We start from the raw sequence: 14,992 nt of genomic DNA, 5'->3' as shown, positions 1-14,992 counted from the left end.
AAATTATTATTTCAATTTCTTTTTAACTGCTACTTCCTTATAAGCTTCAATAACATCACCTTGTGCAATATCATTGTAGTTTTTAATTTGAACACCACAATCAAACCCTTTTGTAACTTCTCTAACATCGTCTTTAAAACGTTTTAAAGCTGTTAAAGTTCCATCATGAACTACAATTCCATCTCTAATAATTCTAATATTAGAATCTCTTTGTATTTTACCAGACATTACCATACAACCTGCAATGTTACCAACTTTAGAAATTTTATAAATTTCTCTAATTTCTACATTCCCTGTAACTTCTTCTTTCATTTCAGGAGATAACATTCCTTCCATGGCATCTTTTAAGTCATTTATGGCATCATATATAATAGAGTACGTTCTGATATCTACTTCTTCTTTATCTGCTATTGTTCTTGCATTTCCTTGAGGGCGTACATTAAACCCAACAATAATTGCATCTGATGCTGTTGCTAATAACACATCACTTTCTGTGATGGCACCAACACCTTTGTGTAAAATATTAACTTGAATTTCTTCTGTAGATAATTTTTGGAATGAGTTTGTTAAAGCTTCTACAGAACCATCAACATCTCCTTTAAGGATAATATTTAATTCTTTAAAGTCTCCTAATGCAATTCTACGTCCTATTTCATCTAACGTTAATGTTTTCTGAGTTCTTACAGATTGCTCACGCTGTAATTGAGATCGTTTAGACGCAATTTGTTTTGCTTCACGTTCATCTTCAAATACATTAAATTTATCACCTGCTTGTGGTGCACCATCTAGACCTAAAATAGATACTGGTGTTGATGGGCCTGCAACTTTTAAGTTATTTCCTTTATCATCAAACATGGCTCTTACTTTACCACTATTTGATCCTGCAAGAATATAATCTCCAATTTTTAAAGTACCTGCTTGCACCATAACTGTAGATACATAACCTCTACCTTTGTCTAACAATGCTTCTACAACTGTACCAACTGCATTTTTATTAGGATTTGCTTTTAATTCTAAAATTTCTGCTTCTAATAAAACTTTTTCTAATAATTCTTCAACTCCTTGACCAGTTTTGGCTGATATATCTTGAGATTGAATAGTACCACCCCATTCTTCGATCAATAAATTCATTGAAGAAAGTTGTGTTTTTACATTATCTGGATTCGCGTTTGGCTTATCAATTTTGTTAATTGCAAATATAATTGGCACTCCTGCTGCTTGTGCATGAGAAATTGCTTCTTTTGTTTGCGGCATTACATCATCATCTGCTGCTGCTACAATAATAACTAAATCTGTTACCTGAGCTCCACGAGCACGCATTGCTGTAAAGGCTTCGTGACCTGGAGTATCTAAAAATGCTATTTTTTGATCACCAACTTTAACAGAATAAGCACCTATATGTTGTGTAATTCCACCACTTTCTCCTTCAATTACATTTGCTTTTCTGATGTAATCTAGTAAAGATGTTTTACCATGATCTACATGACCCATTACTGTTATAATTGGGGCACGAGTTTCTAAATCTTCTGGTTTGTCTATGGTTTCTTCTATAGACTCCTCAACTTCAGCACCAATAAACTCTACTTTATGATTAAATTCTTCTGCTACAATAACTAATGTTTCTGCATCTAAACGCTGATTCATTGTTACCATCATACCTAAAGACATACATGCAGAAATAATGTTGGTTACAGGAACCTCCATCATTGTAGCAACTTCACTTACTGTAACAAATTCTGTTACTTTTAAGATTTTATTGTCTAATGCTTGAGCTTCTAACTCAGCATCAGAATGTTCTCTGTGAGCCTCTCTTTTATTTCTACGATATTTTGCACCTTTTCCTTTAGAAGATTTTCCTTGCAGTTTTTCAAGTGTTTCTCTTACCTGTTTTTGAATTTCTGCTTCTGTTGGCTCTTCTTTCTTAACAGCTGCAGGTCTAGCATTCCCTCTTCCTCCTCTGTTAAATGGTGGTCTACTTCCTCCTCTATTACCTTGTCCTGGCCTACTTGGTCTTGCAGTTGCAGAACCTGGAGCACCAGCTTTGGTTACAATACGTTTACGCTTCTTTTTATCTGCGTTCCCATCTTTTTTAGCCTCTGGTTTTTTCTTTTTAGGTTTTTCAAATTGCTTTAAATCAATTTTTTTACCTGTAAAGTTAGGTCCGTCTAACTTTTTATATTGCGTTTTAATTGCTTCTGCATTTTCTGCAGTCACGTCTTCAGCTTTCTCTTCTACTTTTGAAGTCTCATTTTTAGCTTTGGGCTTTTCAATAACTCTAGAAACTTCTTTTTCTATTTCAGAAACTACTTTTTTATCAGTTGGCTTTTCTACTTTAGCCTTTTCCACTAGTGGAGTTTCTTTAACTACTGCTTCAATTTTTGGTTCTTCAACCTTTGGTTTTTCAACTTCCTTAACTTCTTTTTTAGGAGCTTCAACAACCTCTTTAGTAGTTTCTTTTACCTCTTCAACTTTGCTAGCAGGTTTTTTTCCGATATTATCAATATCAATTTTACCAACAGTTTTAAATTCTAGTTTATCTGCTTTGGCTTTTAAAACCTCTTCCTTTCTAGCATCTTCTGCTTTTTTCTTCTCTAACTTAGCTTCATGCTCTAAACGAATCGCTTCTTTCTCTTTTCGTTTTTCTTCTCCAACTTCTTTAGATGCTGCTTTTTTATTAGCATCTGTTTCGAAGCCATCAAGTAAAACTTGATAGACATCACCCGAAATTTTAGTGGTTGGTCTTGATTCTATTTCATGACCTTTATCCGCTAAATATTCGACTGCTCTATCAAGAGAAATATTTAATTCTCTTAAAACTTTATTAAGCCTCATTGTTTTGCCTACAGACATATATTCTATTTAACTTTATACTTGTAAAAATATACTTTTTACTTTACTTCTATACTATAATTAGTCCTCGAATTCTTCTTTTAAAATTCTTTGAACATCCATAATTGTTTCTTCCTCTAAATCGGTTCTTTTTACCAACTCAGCAACACTAGTTTCTAAGACACTTCTTGCAGTATCTAAACCAATCTTTTTGAATTCAACAATAATCCAATCTTCAATTTCGTCTCCAAATTCTGTTAATTCAACATCTTCTTCTTCTAAACCTTCTCTCTTAACATCTATTTCGTAACCTGTTAACTCACTTGCTAAACGAATGTTTACACCACCTCTACCAATTGCTTTAGAAACTTCTTCTGGTTTTAACAAAACGCTTACACGTCCTTTTTTACCATTTTTTTCTTCTTCATACATTTCTATTTCCATTGAAGTCACTTTTGCAGGACTCAATGCTCTAGAAATAAATAATTGTTCGTTTTTGGTATAGTTAATAACATCTATATTTTCGTTACCTAATTCACGTACAATACCATGAATTCTAGAACCTTTTACACCAACACAAGCACCAACAGGGTCAATTCTATCATCATAAGAATCTACTGCTACTTTTGCTTTTTCCCCTGGAATTCTAGCAACTCCTTCAACGGTAATTAAACCATCAAAAACTTCAGGAATTTCTTGTTCAAATAATTTATTTAAGAAAAGTGGCGATGTTCTAGATAAAATAATCGCTGGTTTATTTCCTCTTAATTCTACTGTTTTGATAACCCCTCTTACAGAATCTCCTTTTCTAAAAAAGTCTGAACGAATTTGCTCACTCTTTGGCAATACAATTTCATTACCATCATCATCTAACAAAATAATTGCATTATGACGAATGTGATGTACTTCTGCACTATATAAATCGCCTTCTAATTCTTTAAATTGCTTAAAGATATTTGTGCTATCGTGTTCATAAATCTTAGATATTAAGTTTTGTCTTAAAGCTAAAATAGCTCTTCTTCCTAAATCAATCAATTTAACTTCTTCAGATACATCTTCACCAATTTCAAAATCGGGTTCAATTAATCTTGCTTCTGCTAATTCTATTTCTTCATTATCATCTTCAGAAAAACCATCTGCAACAACAACTCTATTTCTCCAAATTTCTAAATCTCCTTTATCTGGATTGATAATGATATCAAAATTATCATCAGAACCAAATTTACGCTTTAAGGCTGCTCTAAAAACTTCTTCTAAAATAGACATTAAGGTTACTCTGTCTATACTCTTATTATCTTTAAATTCTGAAAACGAATCAATTAATGCTATATTCTCCATTACATTTTTTGCTTAAAATACAATCTTCACTTTTGCTTCTTTAATATCTTTATAGTTTATAGTTGCTGTTTTTTGTACAGTAACTTTACCTTTACCTATTGGTTTTGGTTCTCTTGCTTTCCAGTTTAAAACAATTTTATCTTCATCTACTGTTGCTAAAGTTCCTTCAAATTCCTCTTCAGAAGTTTTAACTTTTAGTATTCTGTTGATATTTTTAATATATTGTCTTTTTACTTTTAATGGATGTGCAATATCTGGAGTAGAAACTTCTAAAGAGAAATCTTCTATTTCTCTATCAAAGTTGTCATTTACGTTTCTACTAATTCTAATACATTCGCTTAATGGAACTCCATTATCACCATCAACAGTAACCTGAATTTTGTTATTTTCTGATATTACTAAATCTATCAAATACAACGATTCATTCACTGCTAGTGCTTCATCTACTAAATTTTTTACTTTGATTTGATCCATTTTAAATCTTAAAATAAAATATAAAAAGAGGGGACGCTGAGTCCCCTTTTTCATCCATCTATTACAAATTTCGGTGCAAATGTACAAATTCTTTAGCATTTAACAAAATTTAGCATTCCTTTTATAATCAACTAAATAAAATACTTTTTTTTCTGTTCAAATATAAAATGAAGATGGTGTTTATTTTTTGTTAAAAGACAAAAAATAGGGAAGTAAAACTGATTTTTTTTGTAAATTTAGTTAGTTAGTTTTTAATATTCACTTTTAAATTTATGTAAAATGAAAAAAATTTTAGTTCCCATAGATTTTTCAAAAACATCTGAATATGCTTCTAAAGCAGCAGCAGTAGTTGCAAAGAAAACAAAAGCAACGGTATATTTAATTCATTTAATTGAGCTCCCTAAGGGTGTTATAGACATGGCTGCTAGTAGTAGATTTAGCATACCAGAAAGCATGCTTTATTTAAGAAAAATTAGAAAAAAAATATTACACTTTAAGAACACTATTTTTAGTGATGATATACATGTAGAATATTTTATTAAACTAAACAATCCTTTTGAAGGTATACAAAAATATGCTGATAAAATTGATGCTGATCTAATTATCATGGGATCTAAAGGACATTCTGAATTAGAAGAAATGATTATTGGGTCTAACACAGAAAAAGTAGTAAGAAATATTACAAGACCTGTAATTATAGTAAAAAAAGATTGCAAAAAATTAAAACTAAAAAACGTAATTTTTGCTTCTAACTTTAAAGAAGAAAACAAAGCAGTTTTTGCTAAATTCGTGAATTTTGCGTCTATTTTTAATAGTAAAATTCATTTATTAAATATCAATACCCCTTCTAATTTTCAAGCAACAGCTAAAGCTAAACAAAAAATAAAAGATTTTATTAAGGACTTTGATTTACAAAAATATAAAATAAATGTATTTAGTGACGCGTCTGTTGAAAAAGGAATTTTAAATTTTTCTGATGAAATAAAAGCTGACTTAATTGCATTGAGCACTCATGGAAGAAGTGGTTTGGCACATTTATTTACAGGTAGTGTAACTAAAAATTTATCTAAAAATGCTTTGAAACCTATGATGACTATTAAGGTTTAAAAATTTAAAACCCCTAATTTTATTAAAGTTCATTCAGTAAAATTAGGGATTTAAAATATTTATAATTTGTAACCTTTTCTTACAAAATATAATCTGTATTGATAAAATTAGAAGCTTTTTTATCTAATAATTCTTCTAAAATAGCATTATTATAAGGTGTGTCTTTAGACGCCACAAATGTTCTAATTGAAAAAGAACGTAAGGCATCATGCACACTCAAAGTTGCTACTGCAGAATCTTTTCTTCCTGTAAAAGGATACACATCTGGCCCTCTTTGTGCTGCACTATTTAGGTTTACTCTACATACTAAGTTTACCAACGTATCAATTAATGGTGCTAAGGTTTTTACTTCGCTACCAAAAACACTTACTTGTTGTCCGTAATTAGATTCTGCCATATCATCTAGAGGTTCTTGTATGTTTTTAAAAGAAACTATTGGTGTAACTGGCCCAAATTGTTCTTCTTGAAAAACTCTCATATCTTTAGAAACCGGATATAAAACTGCTGGAAAAATATAATTATCAGTTGTTTCTCCTCCTTTTTTATTGATTACCTCTGCTCCTTTTGAGGTAGCATCATCAATTAATTCTTGAATATATGCTGGTTTTCCTGGTTCTGGTAAAGGTGTCAATTTTACACCATTTTCCCATGGATTTCCATATTTTAAAGCGTCAATTCTTTCTGCAAAACGTTTGTTAAATTTATCTACAATATGTTCATGAACATATAATATTTTTAACGCAGTACAACGTTGTCCGTTAAATGATGTTGCACCAGAAAGGCATTCATCAATAGCCAAATCTAAATCTGCATCTGGTAAAACAATGCCAGGGTTTTTAGCCTCTAAACCTAACACTAAACGCAATCTATTTTTAAACGGATGGTTTGCCTGAATAGCATTTGCAGATTTACTGTTTCCTATTAAAGCCAAAACATCTACCAAACCAGTTTTCATAATCGGAGTCGCTAATGTTCTACCTCTTCCATAAATTATATTAACAACACCTTCTGGAAAACTGTTCTGAAAAGCTTCTATTAAGGGAGATAGTAATAAAACTCCATGTTTTGCAGGTTTAAAAACAGCTGTGTTTCCCATAATTAAAGCAGGAATTAACAGAGCAAATGTTTCATTTAAAGGGTAATTATAAGGTCCTAGACATAAAACAACACCTAAAGGTCCACGTCTTATATGTGCATGAACTCCACTATTTTTTTCAAACTTAGCAGAATCTCTGTCCATTTGCTTGTAGTCTTCAATGGTATCGTAAATATATTCTATAGTTCTATCAAATTCTTTTTCAGAATCTGGTAAAGCCTTTCCTATTTCCCACATCAACAACTTTACAACTTCATCTCTTTTAGTTTTCATTTGCTCTGCAAACTCCTCCATACATTCAATTCTATCTGCAACTCTCATTGTTGGCCATAAACCTTGCCCTTTGTCATAAGCTCTGTAAGCAGAATTTAATGCCTCTAAACCTTCTTTGCCAGTTAAATTAGGTACAGTACCTAATAATGTTGGTTTGTATTCTTTAGTTGATGATATTGTAGAATATACTTCTGTAAATTCACCTTTCCACTCCTTTAACTCTCCACTAACTAAGTATGTTTTTTGGTGTAAAAGTGATGTTATTTTATAAACATCAGGAATTTCTGTAAATTGATTCTTCATAAATTATTTTAAATAAAGTAGTTTTTATTTCGATACAAAAATAAATAAAAAACTATCAGTAGGTATCCTGTTCTTATTTTAAAAACGAAAAGCATTTCGAAGTTTAACAAGGAAATATGGTCACTTGCTACATGTTTAAATTAGAACACATAACACCAATAACATACTTCAAATCTTCTGAATGTGGTAAAAGTTAATATTTGTTTGTATATGGCTTATTGTATTTTCTATTTGATTTGTAGATGTAATTTCTTTTGGTAAACTATATTTTTATTGACAAATTGGTTTTAGATTTAACAAGGGAGCATACTCCATTGATGTGAATTACACTAAAAACTGAAACAAATCTGGCTTATCATTTAAGTAATCGCCAAAAAAGTTTCTTTCTTTCATTTTGTTAATTAAAGGAGCTAAATCTTTAGATGATTTTAACTCTAAACCTACAACAGCAGCACCATTTGTTCTGTTATTCTTTTTTGTATATTCAAAATGAGTAATATCATCATTTGGCCCTAAAATTTCTGCCACAAACTCTTTTAAAGCTCCTGCTCTTTGAGGAAATTTTACAATAAAATAATGTTTTAAATTGGCATACAACAAAGCACGTTCTTTAATTTCTGCAGTTCTTGTAATATCATTATTACTACCACTAACCACACAAACCACATTTTTACCTTTAATTTCATCAGCAAAAAAATCTAAAGCAGCTATACTTAAAGCACCTGCAGGCTCTACAACAATAGCATCTTTGTTATACAAATCTAAAATAACCTGACAAATTTTACCTTCTGGAACTGTAATTACATCTGCTAAATTCTGCTGACAAATAACAAAATTTAAATCGCCTACTTTTTTCACAGAAGCACCATCTACAAAAGTATCTACAGTTTCTAAAGCGGTGTTTTTTTTATTTTTGATAGATGTTAACATGGAAGGTGCTCCTTTAGGTTCTACACCAATTATTTTGGTTTCTGGAGATAGGTATTTAAAAACGGATGACAAGCCTGCAGAAATACCTCCACCACCAATTGGTACAAAAACATAATCTATTTTTTCTTTTGTCTGATTTAAAATTTCCAACCCAACAGTTGCTTGTCCTTCAATCACTTTTTCATCATCAAAAGGATGAATAAAAGTTTTATTTTTAGAATTGCATTCTATTTTTGCAGCATTAAAAGCATCATCAAAAGTATCGCCACCAATTACAATATCAATAAAATCTTCGCCAAACATTTTTACTTGGTTAATTTTTTGATTTGGAGTTGGAGAAGGCATAAAAATAGTACCTTTTATCTGTAATAATTTACAAGATAAAGCAACACCTTGTGCATGATTACCTGCACTGGCACAAACAATACCTCGTTGTTTTTCATCAGCAGTTAAAGAGGCCATTTTATTGTAAGCTCCTCTAATTTTATAAGAACGAACCACTTGTAAATCTTCTCTTTTAAACAAAATTGAGGCTTCTAATTCTTTTGATAAGTTAAAATTTTGGCTTAATGGAGTTTCAAAAGCAACACCTTTTAGATTTTCTGCAGCTAATTTTATACTTTCTAAACTTGGATAATAATTCTGTTTTGTTTGCATAGGTTATATTATAAAAATAAAAACCTGTCAGAATTGATATCTGACAGGTTTTATAAAATTTTTAAAAAAACTAAGTTTCTTAAGCCGATTTTATAACTTTCATTGCTGTCATAGAAGCTCTTAATTTTGCTCCAACAATTTCTACTGGGTGATTTCTAATAATAGCGTTAATTCTAATTAACTCTTGGTTATCAACTCCGTTTTCAGAGCTAAAAGGTTTACCAATAACATCTGTTTTAATATTTTTCATAAAATCAGTTAATAAAGGCTTACAAGCATGGTCAAATAAATAACAACCATATTCTGCAGTATCAGAAATTACACGGTTCATTTCTGCCAATTTCATTCTTGCTATTGTATTTGCAATTAATGGCGTTTCGTGTAAAGATTCGTAATAAGCAGAAGCGTCTATAATTCCAGATTCTGTCATTGCTTCAAAAGCTAATTCTACACCAGCTCTAACAAAAGCAACTAATAATGTTCCATGATCAAAATACTCTTGTTCAGGAATTTCATCCGAAGTAATTTCTTGTTTTTCAAAAGCAGTTTCTCCTGTTGCAGCTCTCCAAGTTAATAAGTTTACATCATCATTTGCCCAATCTTCCATCATGGTTTTAGAAAAATGACCTGTCATAATATCATCCATATGTTTTTGAAACAACGGACGCATAATGTCTTTTAATTCTTCTGATAAACGAAAAGCTTCTACTTTTGCAGGATTAGACAATCTATCCATCATATTGGTAATACCACCGTGCTTTAAAGCTTCTGTAGTTGTTTCCCAACCATATTGAATTAATTTAGCAGCATAACCTGGTTCAATTCCTTCTTCTACCATTTTATCAAAAGATAAAATAGCTCCTGTTTGTAACAAACCACATAAAATAGTTTGTTCTCCCATTAAATCAGATTTTACCTCGGCAACAAAAGAAGATTGTAAAACCCCTGCTCTATGTCCTCCAGTTCCAACTGCATAAGCTTTTGCTTGTGCCCAACCTTTTCCTTGTGGATCATTTTCTGGATGCACTGCAATTAATGTTGGCACTCCAAAACCTCTTTTATATTCTTCTCTAACTTCAGAACCAGGACATTTTGGTGCAACCATAATTACTGTTAAATCTTTACGAACTTCCATTCCTTCTTCAACAATATTAAAACCATGAGAATACGATAAAGTAGCTCCTTTTTTCATTAAAGGCATTACTGTTTGTACAACATTTGTATGTTGCTTATCTGGTGCTAAGTTAATAACAACATCTGCTGTTGGCAACAACTCTTCATACGTACCAACTGTAAAATTATTAGTTGTAGCATTAATATAAGATTGTCTTTTTTCATTTATTGCTGCTTGTCTTAACGTATAAGAAATATCTAAACCAGAATCTCTCATGTTTAAACCTTGGTTTAAACCTTGTGCTCCACAACCTACAATAACAATTTTCTTTCCTTTTAGTGCTTCTACTCCGTCTTCAAACTCTGAAGCGTCCATAAAACGACATTTTCCTAATTGTTCTAATTTTTCTCTTAATGTTAATGTGTTAAAATAATTTTGCATTTTAATTGTTTTTGTTTGATAATTTGAGAAAAGAAAATAGAGAAAAGAACAAAGATATTAGTATATATACTAATTGTCTTTTTTCTAAAATCTAAACCCTTTTATCTTTTTTTTTAGTTATTGTATGTTTCTAATAATTCTGTTATTCTCATCTCATCTTTGGTAACAGCAATCAATCCAGAACGTGTGTATTGCATAATTCCATAAACACTTAATTGCTCATATAATTCTACAATTTCTTCCTTTCTTCCTGATTTTTCTATTACAAAGAATTCTTTATTTACAGTCACAATTCTTGCATGACTCTTTTTAATGATATTCTGAATTTGAGGCTCTTCAAATAACAACTCAGACTTTACTTTAAACAAGCCTGATATTTGATAAATAACTTCATCAAGTGTATGATAATAAGCTTTTATTACTTCTACTTGCTTCTCTATTTGCCCAATAATTTTCTTCACATCAACCTCAATCATGTTTACTACAATAGTAAATCGTGATACATTGTCTATTTCAGAAGCAGAGATATTTAAACTTTCAATGTTAATATGCCTTCTTTGGAAAATTGCTGAAATTCTATTCAACAATCCAATATTGTTTTCAGTATAAATAGATACTGTAAATAGTTCTTTTTCTGTACTCATCTTATTCTAATCTTATATCTGAAACACTTGCTCCTGTAGGAATCATTGGAAAAACATTTCCTTCTTTTTCTACACAAACCTCTAAAAAGTAAGCCTCTTTACTTTCCATCATTTCTTTAACAGCAGCTGCTAATTCTTCTCTTTTTGTAACTTTTTTGGCTTTGATGTAATAACCTTCTGCTATTTTTACAAAATTAGGGTTTACCATTTCTGTAGATGCATAACGTTTATCGAAAAACAACTGCTGCCATTGACGCACCATTCCTAAGAAATCGTTATTTAAAACCACTACTTTTACGGCTGCTTTTTGCTGAAAAATAGTTCCTAATTCTTGAATTGTCATTTGGTAACCTCCATCGCCAGAAATAGAAACTACTTCACGTTCTGGAGCTGCCATTTTTGCCCCAATTGCTGCTGGCAAACCAAAGCCCATTGTTCCTAATCCACCTGAAGTAATATTACTTTTAGTGATATTAAAATCTGCATATCTACAAGCAATCATTTGATGTTGCCCTACATCAGTTACAATTGCAGCATTTCCTTTACTTTGGATGTTGATTTCTTTTAAAACCTCACCCATTGTTAAACCTTCTTTAGTAGGATATAAATCGTCTTTGATTACCTTTTCATATTCAATAGCATATAAATCTTTAAATTCTTGATGCCAATCTGTATGTTTCTTTTCCTCTAACAAAGGTAATAATAGTTCTAAGCTTGCTTTTGCATCACCTAAAACTGCTACATCTGTTTTTACGTTTTTATCTATTTCTGCTGGATCAATTTCAAAATGAATAATTTTAGCTTGTTTTGCATAAGTTGCTAAAGTACCAGTAACACGATCATCAAAACGCATACCAACTGCAATTAAAACATCACATTCATTGGTTAATTTATTTGGTGCATAATTACCATGCATACCAACCATACCAACATTTAATGGATGTGAAGTAGGGATTGCAGAAGCTCCTAAAATTGTCCAAGCTGCAGGAATACCTGCTTTTTCTACTACTGCAATTAATTGTTTTTCTGCTTCACTTAATATAACTCCTTGCCCCCAAACTATTAATGGTTTTTTAGCAGCATTAATTAATTTTGCTGCAGCTTCTACAGCCGCTATTTCTGTTTTTGGTACTGGATTATAGCTTCTTACTTGTGTACATTTTTCATAAGAAAAATCAAATTCTTCTAATTGTGCATCTTTTGTAATATCAATTAAAACAGGTCCAGGTCTTCCGCTTTTTGCAATATAAAATGCTTTTGCAATTGCGGCAGGAATATCTGAAGCTTTGGTAACTTGACAATTCCATTTTGTAACTGGTGTAGAAATACCTACAATATCCGTTTCTTGAAAAGCGTCACTACCTAATAAATGAGAAAAAACTTGCCCTGTAATGCACACCATTGGTGTAGAATCTATTTGTGCATCTGCAATACCTGTAATTAAATTGGTAGCTCCAGGTCCAGAAGTTGCAATAGCAACGCCCACTTGACCAGAAATTCTTGCAAATCCTTGAGCAGAATGTGTTGCACCTTGTTCATGACGTGTTAATACGTGATGAATTTTATCTTGAAATTTAAATAATTCATCATAAACTGGCATGATTGCTCCTCCAGGATATCCGTAAATTATTTTTGTTCCTTCTTCAATTAAACATCTAACAATTGCTTCGCTTCCAGAAATTCTCTCTGTCGCTTTTTTTGTAGTTTGATTGTTTTTTATGGTTTGTATTTCCATATGCTTATATTTTAGATTCCTGCTTTCGCAGGAATGACAGTCTTGTTTAAATTACAAATCTGTAACACATCCTTTAGATGCTGATGCTACTGTTTTTGCATATTTGTATAAAATTCCTTTTTTGTGCTTTGGTTCTTGAGCTGTCCAATTTGCTTTTCTTTCAGCTAACTCTTCATCAGAAATTAATACATTAATTGAATTATCTTCTGCACTAATTCTAATTTTGTCTCCTGTTTCAATTAAACCAATTGCGCCTCCATTTATTGCTTCTGGTGTTATATGTCCGACCACAAAACCATGAGTACCTCCAGAAAAACGACCATCTGTAATTAACGCTACAGATTTTCCTAAACCTGCTCCCATAATTAAAGAAGTTGGTTTTAACATTTCTGGCATTCCTGGTCCTCCTTTAGGTCCAACATACCTAATGACGACTACATCTCCTCTTTCTACCTCTCCGTTTGAAATACCTGTATTTGCAGCTTGTTCACCATCGTAAACAACTGCTTTTCCTTCAAATAATAAACCTTCGTTTCCAGAAATTTTTGCTACAGCTCCTTCTTCAGCAAGATTTCCATATAAAATCTGTAAGTTTCCAGATTTTTTTAATGCATTTTCTTTTTGATAAACAATATCTTGTTCTTCAAATTCTATTGCTTCTACATCAGCTAAATTCTCAGCTAATGTTTTACCTGTAACTGTCATACAATCACCATGTAAAAATCCGTTTTCTAATAGATACTTCATAATTGCAGGTATACCTCCAATACCATGAACATCTTCCATTAAATATTTTCCTGAAGGTTTTAAATCTCCAATTAAAGGGGTTTTATCACTTACTCTCTGAAAATCTTCTAAAGTAAAATCGATATCTGCTGCATGAGAAATTGCTAAAAAATGTAAAACTGCATTTGTTGAACCTCCTAAAGCATTTACCAAAGTAACTGCATTTTCTATCGATTTTTTAGAAATAATATCTAAAGGTTTTAAATCTAATTCTAATAAATTTTTAATCGCTCTTGCAGTTCTTTCTGCTTCTGATAGTTTATTAGGATTTTCTGCAGGAATAGAAGAATTATAAGGCAATGCAAACCCCATACATTCAATGGCAGATGCCATTGTATTTGCGGTATACATTCCTCCACAAGCTCCTGCTCCTGGAATAGCTCTTTTTATGATTTCTTTATATTCTACCTCATCAATTTCTCCAGCCACTTTTTGACCTAATGCTTCAAAAGCAGAAACGATGTTTAATTTTTTTCCTTTATACTTACCTGATGCAGTAGAACCTCCATACATCATAATTGCTGGTCTGTTTAAACGCAACATTGCCATAATTGCTCCAGGCATGTTCTTATCACAGCCAACTATAGCTACCAATGCATCATAGCTTTGAGCGTTCATTACAGTTTCTAAAGAATCTGCAATAATATCTCTAGAAACTAATGAGTAATTCATCCCAGAAGTTCCCATAGAAATTCCGTCTGAAACACCTATTGTATTAAAACCTAAACCAACTAAACCTGCAATATTACATTCTACTTTTACCTCATCTTTTAGTCTATTCAAATGCATATTACAAGGATTACCATCATAACCTGTACTTGCAATACCAACCTGAGCTTTGCTCATATCTTCATCTGTTAAACCTGCTGCATACAACATTGCTTGTGATGCTGGTTGAGATTCATCTTGTGTTAATCTGCTACTATGTTTATTTAGTTTCATCTTTGTTTTATTCAATTCTTTGTCTAAATTACTGTGTTTCTTTCTTTTTATTGAATAATAGTCAATAGAACTCTTTAAATTCACGTGTTAAAAATAATGTATAAATATTTGAAATACAGTATTTTAACCTTTTTTAATTATGACATTCAATAATTGAAATAAATTCATAACAAAACTTCTTTTTTTATGAAGTTTGAGTTAAAAATTAAACAAAACAAAGTTCTAGTAAGTTTTTTTGCTAAATTAACGTGAGTTCGACTTAACTTATACTTTTATTAGGTAACATATTATCAATTTTTATAGAAGGTTTCTTAGGTAAAAAA

General features: G+C 31.3%; 10 protein-coding genes. 1 reads left to right on the top strand and 9 read right to left on the bottom strand.

All coding sequences use genetic code 11. The annotated features are described in order from the left end of the window. Positions 1-6: 6 nt before the first annotated feature. From infB to rimP, 3 genes are read right to left on the bottom strand one after another with little or no spacing between them, the layout of a single operon-like run. Positions 7-2,850 carry a translation initiation factor IF-2 gene (infB, locus tag Q0731_RS08720; RefSeq protein ID WP_299062784.1) on the bottom strand — a complete coding sequence of 948 codons (2,844 nt, stop codon included), beginning with the start codon at positions 2,848-2,850 and terminating at the stop codon, positions 7-9. A 60-nt stretch (positions 2,851-2,910) separates the two neighbouring features. Continuing rightward, positions 2,911-4,167, bottom strand: a complete 1,257-nt coding sequence (gene nusA / locus Q0731_RS08715) for a transcription termination factor NusA (protein WP_299062782.1) — start codon at positions 4,165-4,167, stop codon at positions 2,911-2,913. A gap of 12 nt (positions 4,168-4,179) precedes the next feature. After that, positions 4,180-4,641, bottom strand: coding sequence for a ribosome assembly cofactor RimP (gene rimP / locus Q0731_RS08710; RefSeq protein ID WP_299062779.1), 462 nt, complete (start codon positions 4,639-4,641; stop codon positions 4,180-4,182). A gap of 279 nt (positions 4,642-4,920) precedes the next feature. Between rimP and Q0731_RS08705 the strand changes: the two genes are divergently transcribed. Continuing rightward, positions 4,921-5,748 carry a universal stress protein gene (locus tag Q0731_RS08705; protein ID WP_299062776.1) on the top strand — a complete coding sequence of 276 codons (828 nt, stop codon included), beginning with the start codon at positions 4,921-4,923 and terminating at the stop codon, positions 5,746-5,748. Between the two features lie 79 nt (positions 5,749-5,827). On the opposite strand, the gene Q0731_RS08700 is transcribed toward Q0731_RS08705, so the two are convergent. The 6 genes from Q0731_RS08700 to ilvD form a co-directional block, all read right to left on the bottom strand. Next, complete coding sequence (locus Q0731_RS08700; RefSeq protein WP_299062773.1) at positions 5,828-7,420, bottom strand: NADP-dependent glyceraldehyde-3-phosphate dehydrogenase; 1,593 nt, start codon at positions 7,418-7,420, stop codon at positions 5,828-5,830. Between the two features lie 324 nt (positions 7,421-7,744). Next, entirely contained in the window at positions 7,745-9,007 is a 1,263-nt protein-coding gene (ilvA, locus tag Q0731_RS08695) for a threonine ammonia-lyase IlvA (protein ID WP_299062770.1), read from the bottom strand. Positions 9,008-9,086: 79 nt separating this feature from the next. Then, a complete protein-coding gene (gene ilvC / locus Q0731_RS08690) occupies positions 9,087-10,562 on the bottom strand; it encodes a ketol-acid reductoisomerase (protein WP_299062767.1) in 1,476 nt (491 codons plus the stop codon). A 113-nt stretch (positions 10,563-10,675) separates the two neighbouring features. Further along, complete coding sequence (gene ilvN / locus Q0731_RS08685) at positions 10,676-11,206, bottom strand: acetolactate synthase small subunit (RefSeq protein WP_299062764.1); 531 nt, start codon at positions 11,204-11,206, stop codon at positions 10,676-10,678. A gap of 1 nt (position 11,207) precedes the next feature. Further along, entirely contained in the window at positions 11,208-12,941 is a 1,734-nt protein-coding gene (ilvB, locus tag Q0731_RS08680; RefSeq protein WP_299062761.1) for a biosynthetic-type acetolactate synthase large subunit, read from the bottom strand. Positions 12,942-12,992: 51 nt separating this feature from the next. Continuing rightward, complete coding sequence (ilvD, locus tag Q0731_RS08675) at positions 12,993-14,669, bottom strand: dihydroxy-acid dehydratase (RefSeq protein ID WP_299062759.1); 1,677 nt, start codon at positions 14,667-14,669, stop codon at positions 12,993-12,995. Positions 14,670-14,992 lie beyond the last annotated feature (323 nt).

Source organism: uncultured Polaribacter sp. (genome assembly GCF_947497695.1).
GTDB lineage: Bacteria > Bacteroidota > Bacteroidia > Flavobacteriales > Flavobacteriaceae > Polaribacter.
Note: the sequence above shows the minus strand (reverse complement) of the source record. Positions and strands in the feature narration are given on the sequence as shown.

Excerpts from the sequence above, each read along its gene's own strand:
- ilvA (WP_299062770.1), bottom strand. The coding sequence starts at position 9,007 with ATGCAAACAAAACAGAATTATTATCCAAGTTTAGAAAGTATAAAATTA.
- ilvB (WP_299062761.1), bottom strand. The coding sequence starts at position 12,941 with ATGGAAATACAAACCATAAAAAACAATCAAACTACAAAAAAAGCGACA.
- ilvD (WP_299062759.1), bottom strand. The coding sequence starts at position 14,669 with ATGAAACTAAATAAACATAGTAGCAGATTAACACAAGATGAATCTCAA.
- rimP (WP_299062779.1), bottom strand. The coding sequence starts at position 4,641 with ATGGATCAAATCAAAGTAAAAAATTTAGTAGATGAAGCACTAGCAGTG.
- infB (WP_299062784.1), bottom strand. The coding sequence starts at position 2,850 with ATGTCTGTAGGCAAAACAATGAGGCTTAATAAAGTTTTAAGAGAATTA.
- ilvC (WP_299062767.1), bottom strand. The coding sequence starts at position 10,562 with ATGCAAAATTATTTTAACACATTAACATTAAGAGAAAAATTAGAACAA.
- Q0731_RS08700 (WP_299062773.1), bottom strand. The coding sequence starts at position 7,420 with ATGAAGAATCAATTTACAGAAATTCCTGATGTTTATAAAATAACATCA.
- nusA (WP_299062782.1), bottom strand. The coding sequence starts at position 4,167 with ATGGAGAATATAGCATTAATTGATTCGTTTTCAGAATTTAAAGATAAT.
- ilvN (WP_299062764.1), bottom strand. The coding sequence starts at position 11,206 with ATGAGTACAGAAAAAGAACTATTTACAGTATCTATTTATACTGAAAAC.
- Q0731_RS08705 (WP_299062776.1), top strand. The coding sequence starts at position 4,921 with ATGAAAAAAATTTTAGTTCCCATAGATTTTTCAAAAACATCTGAATAT.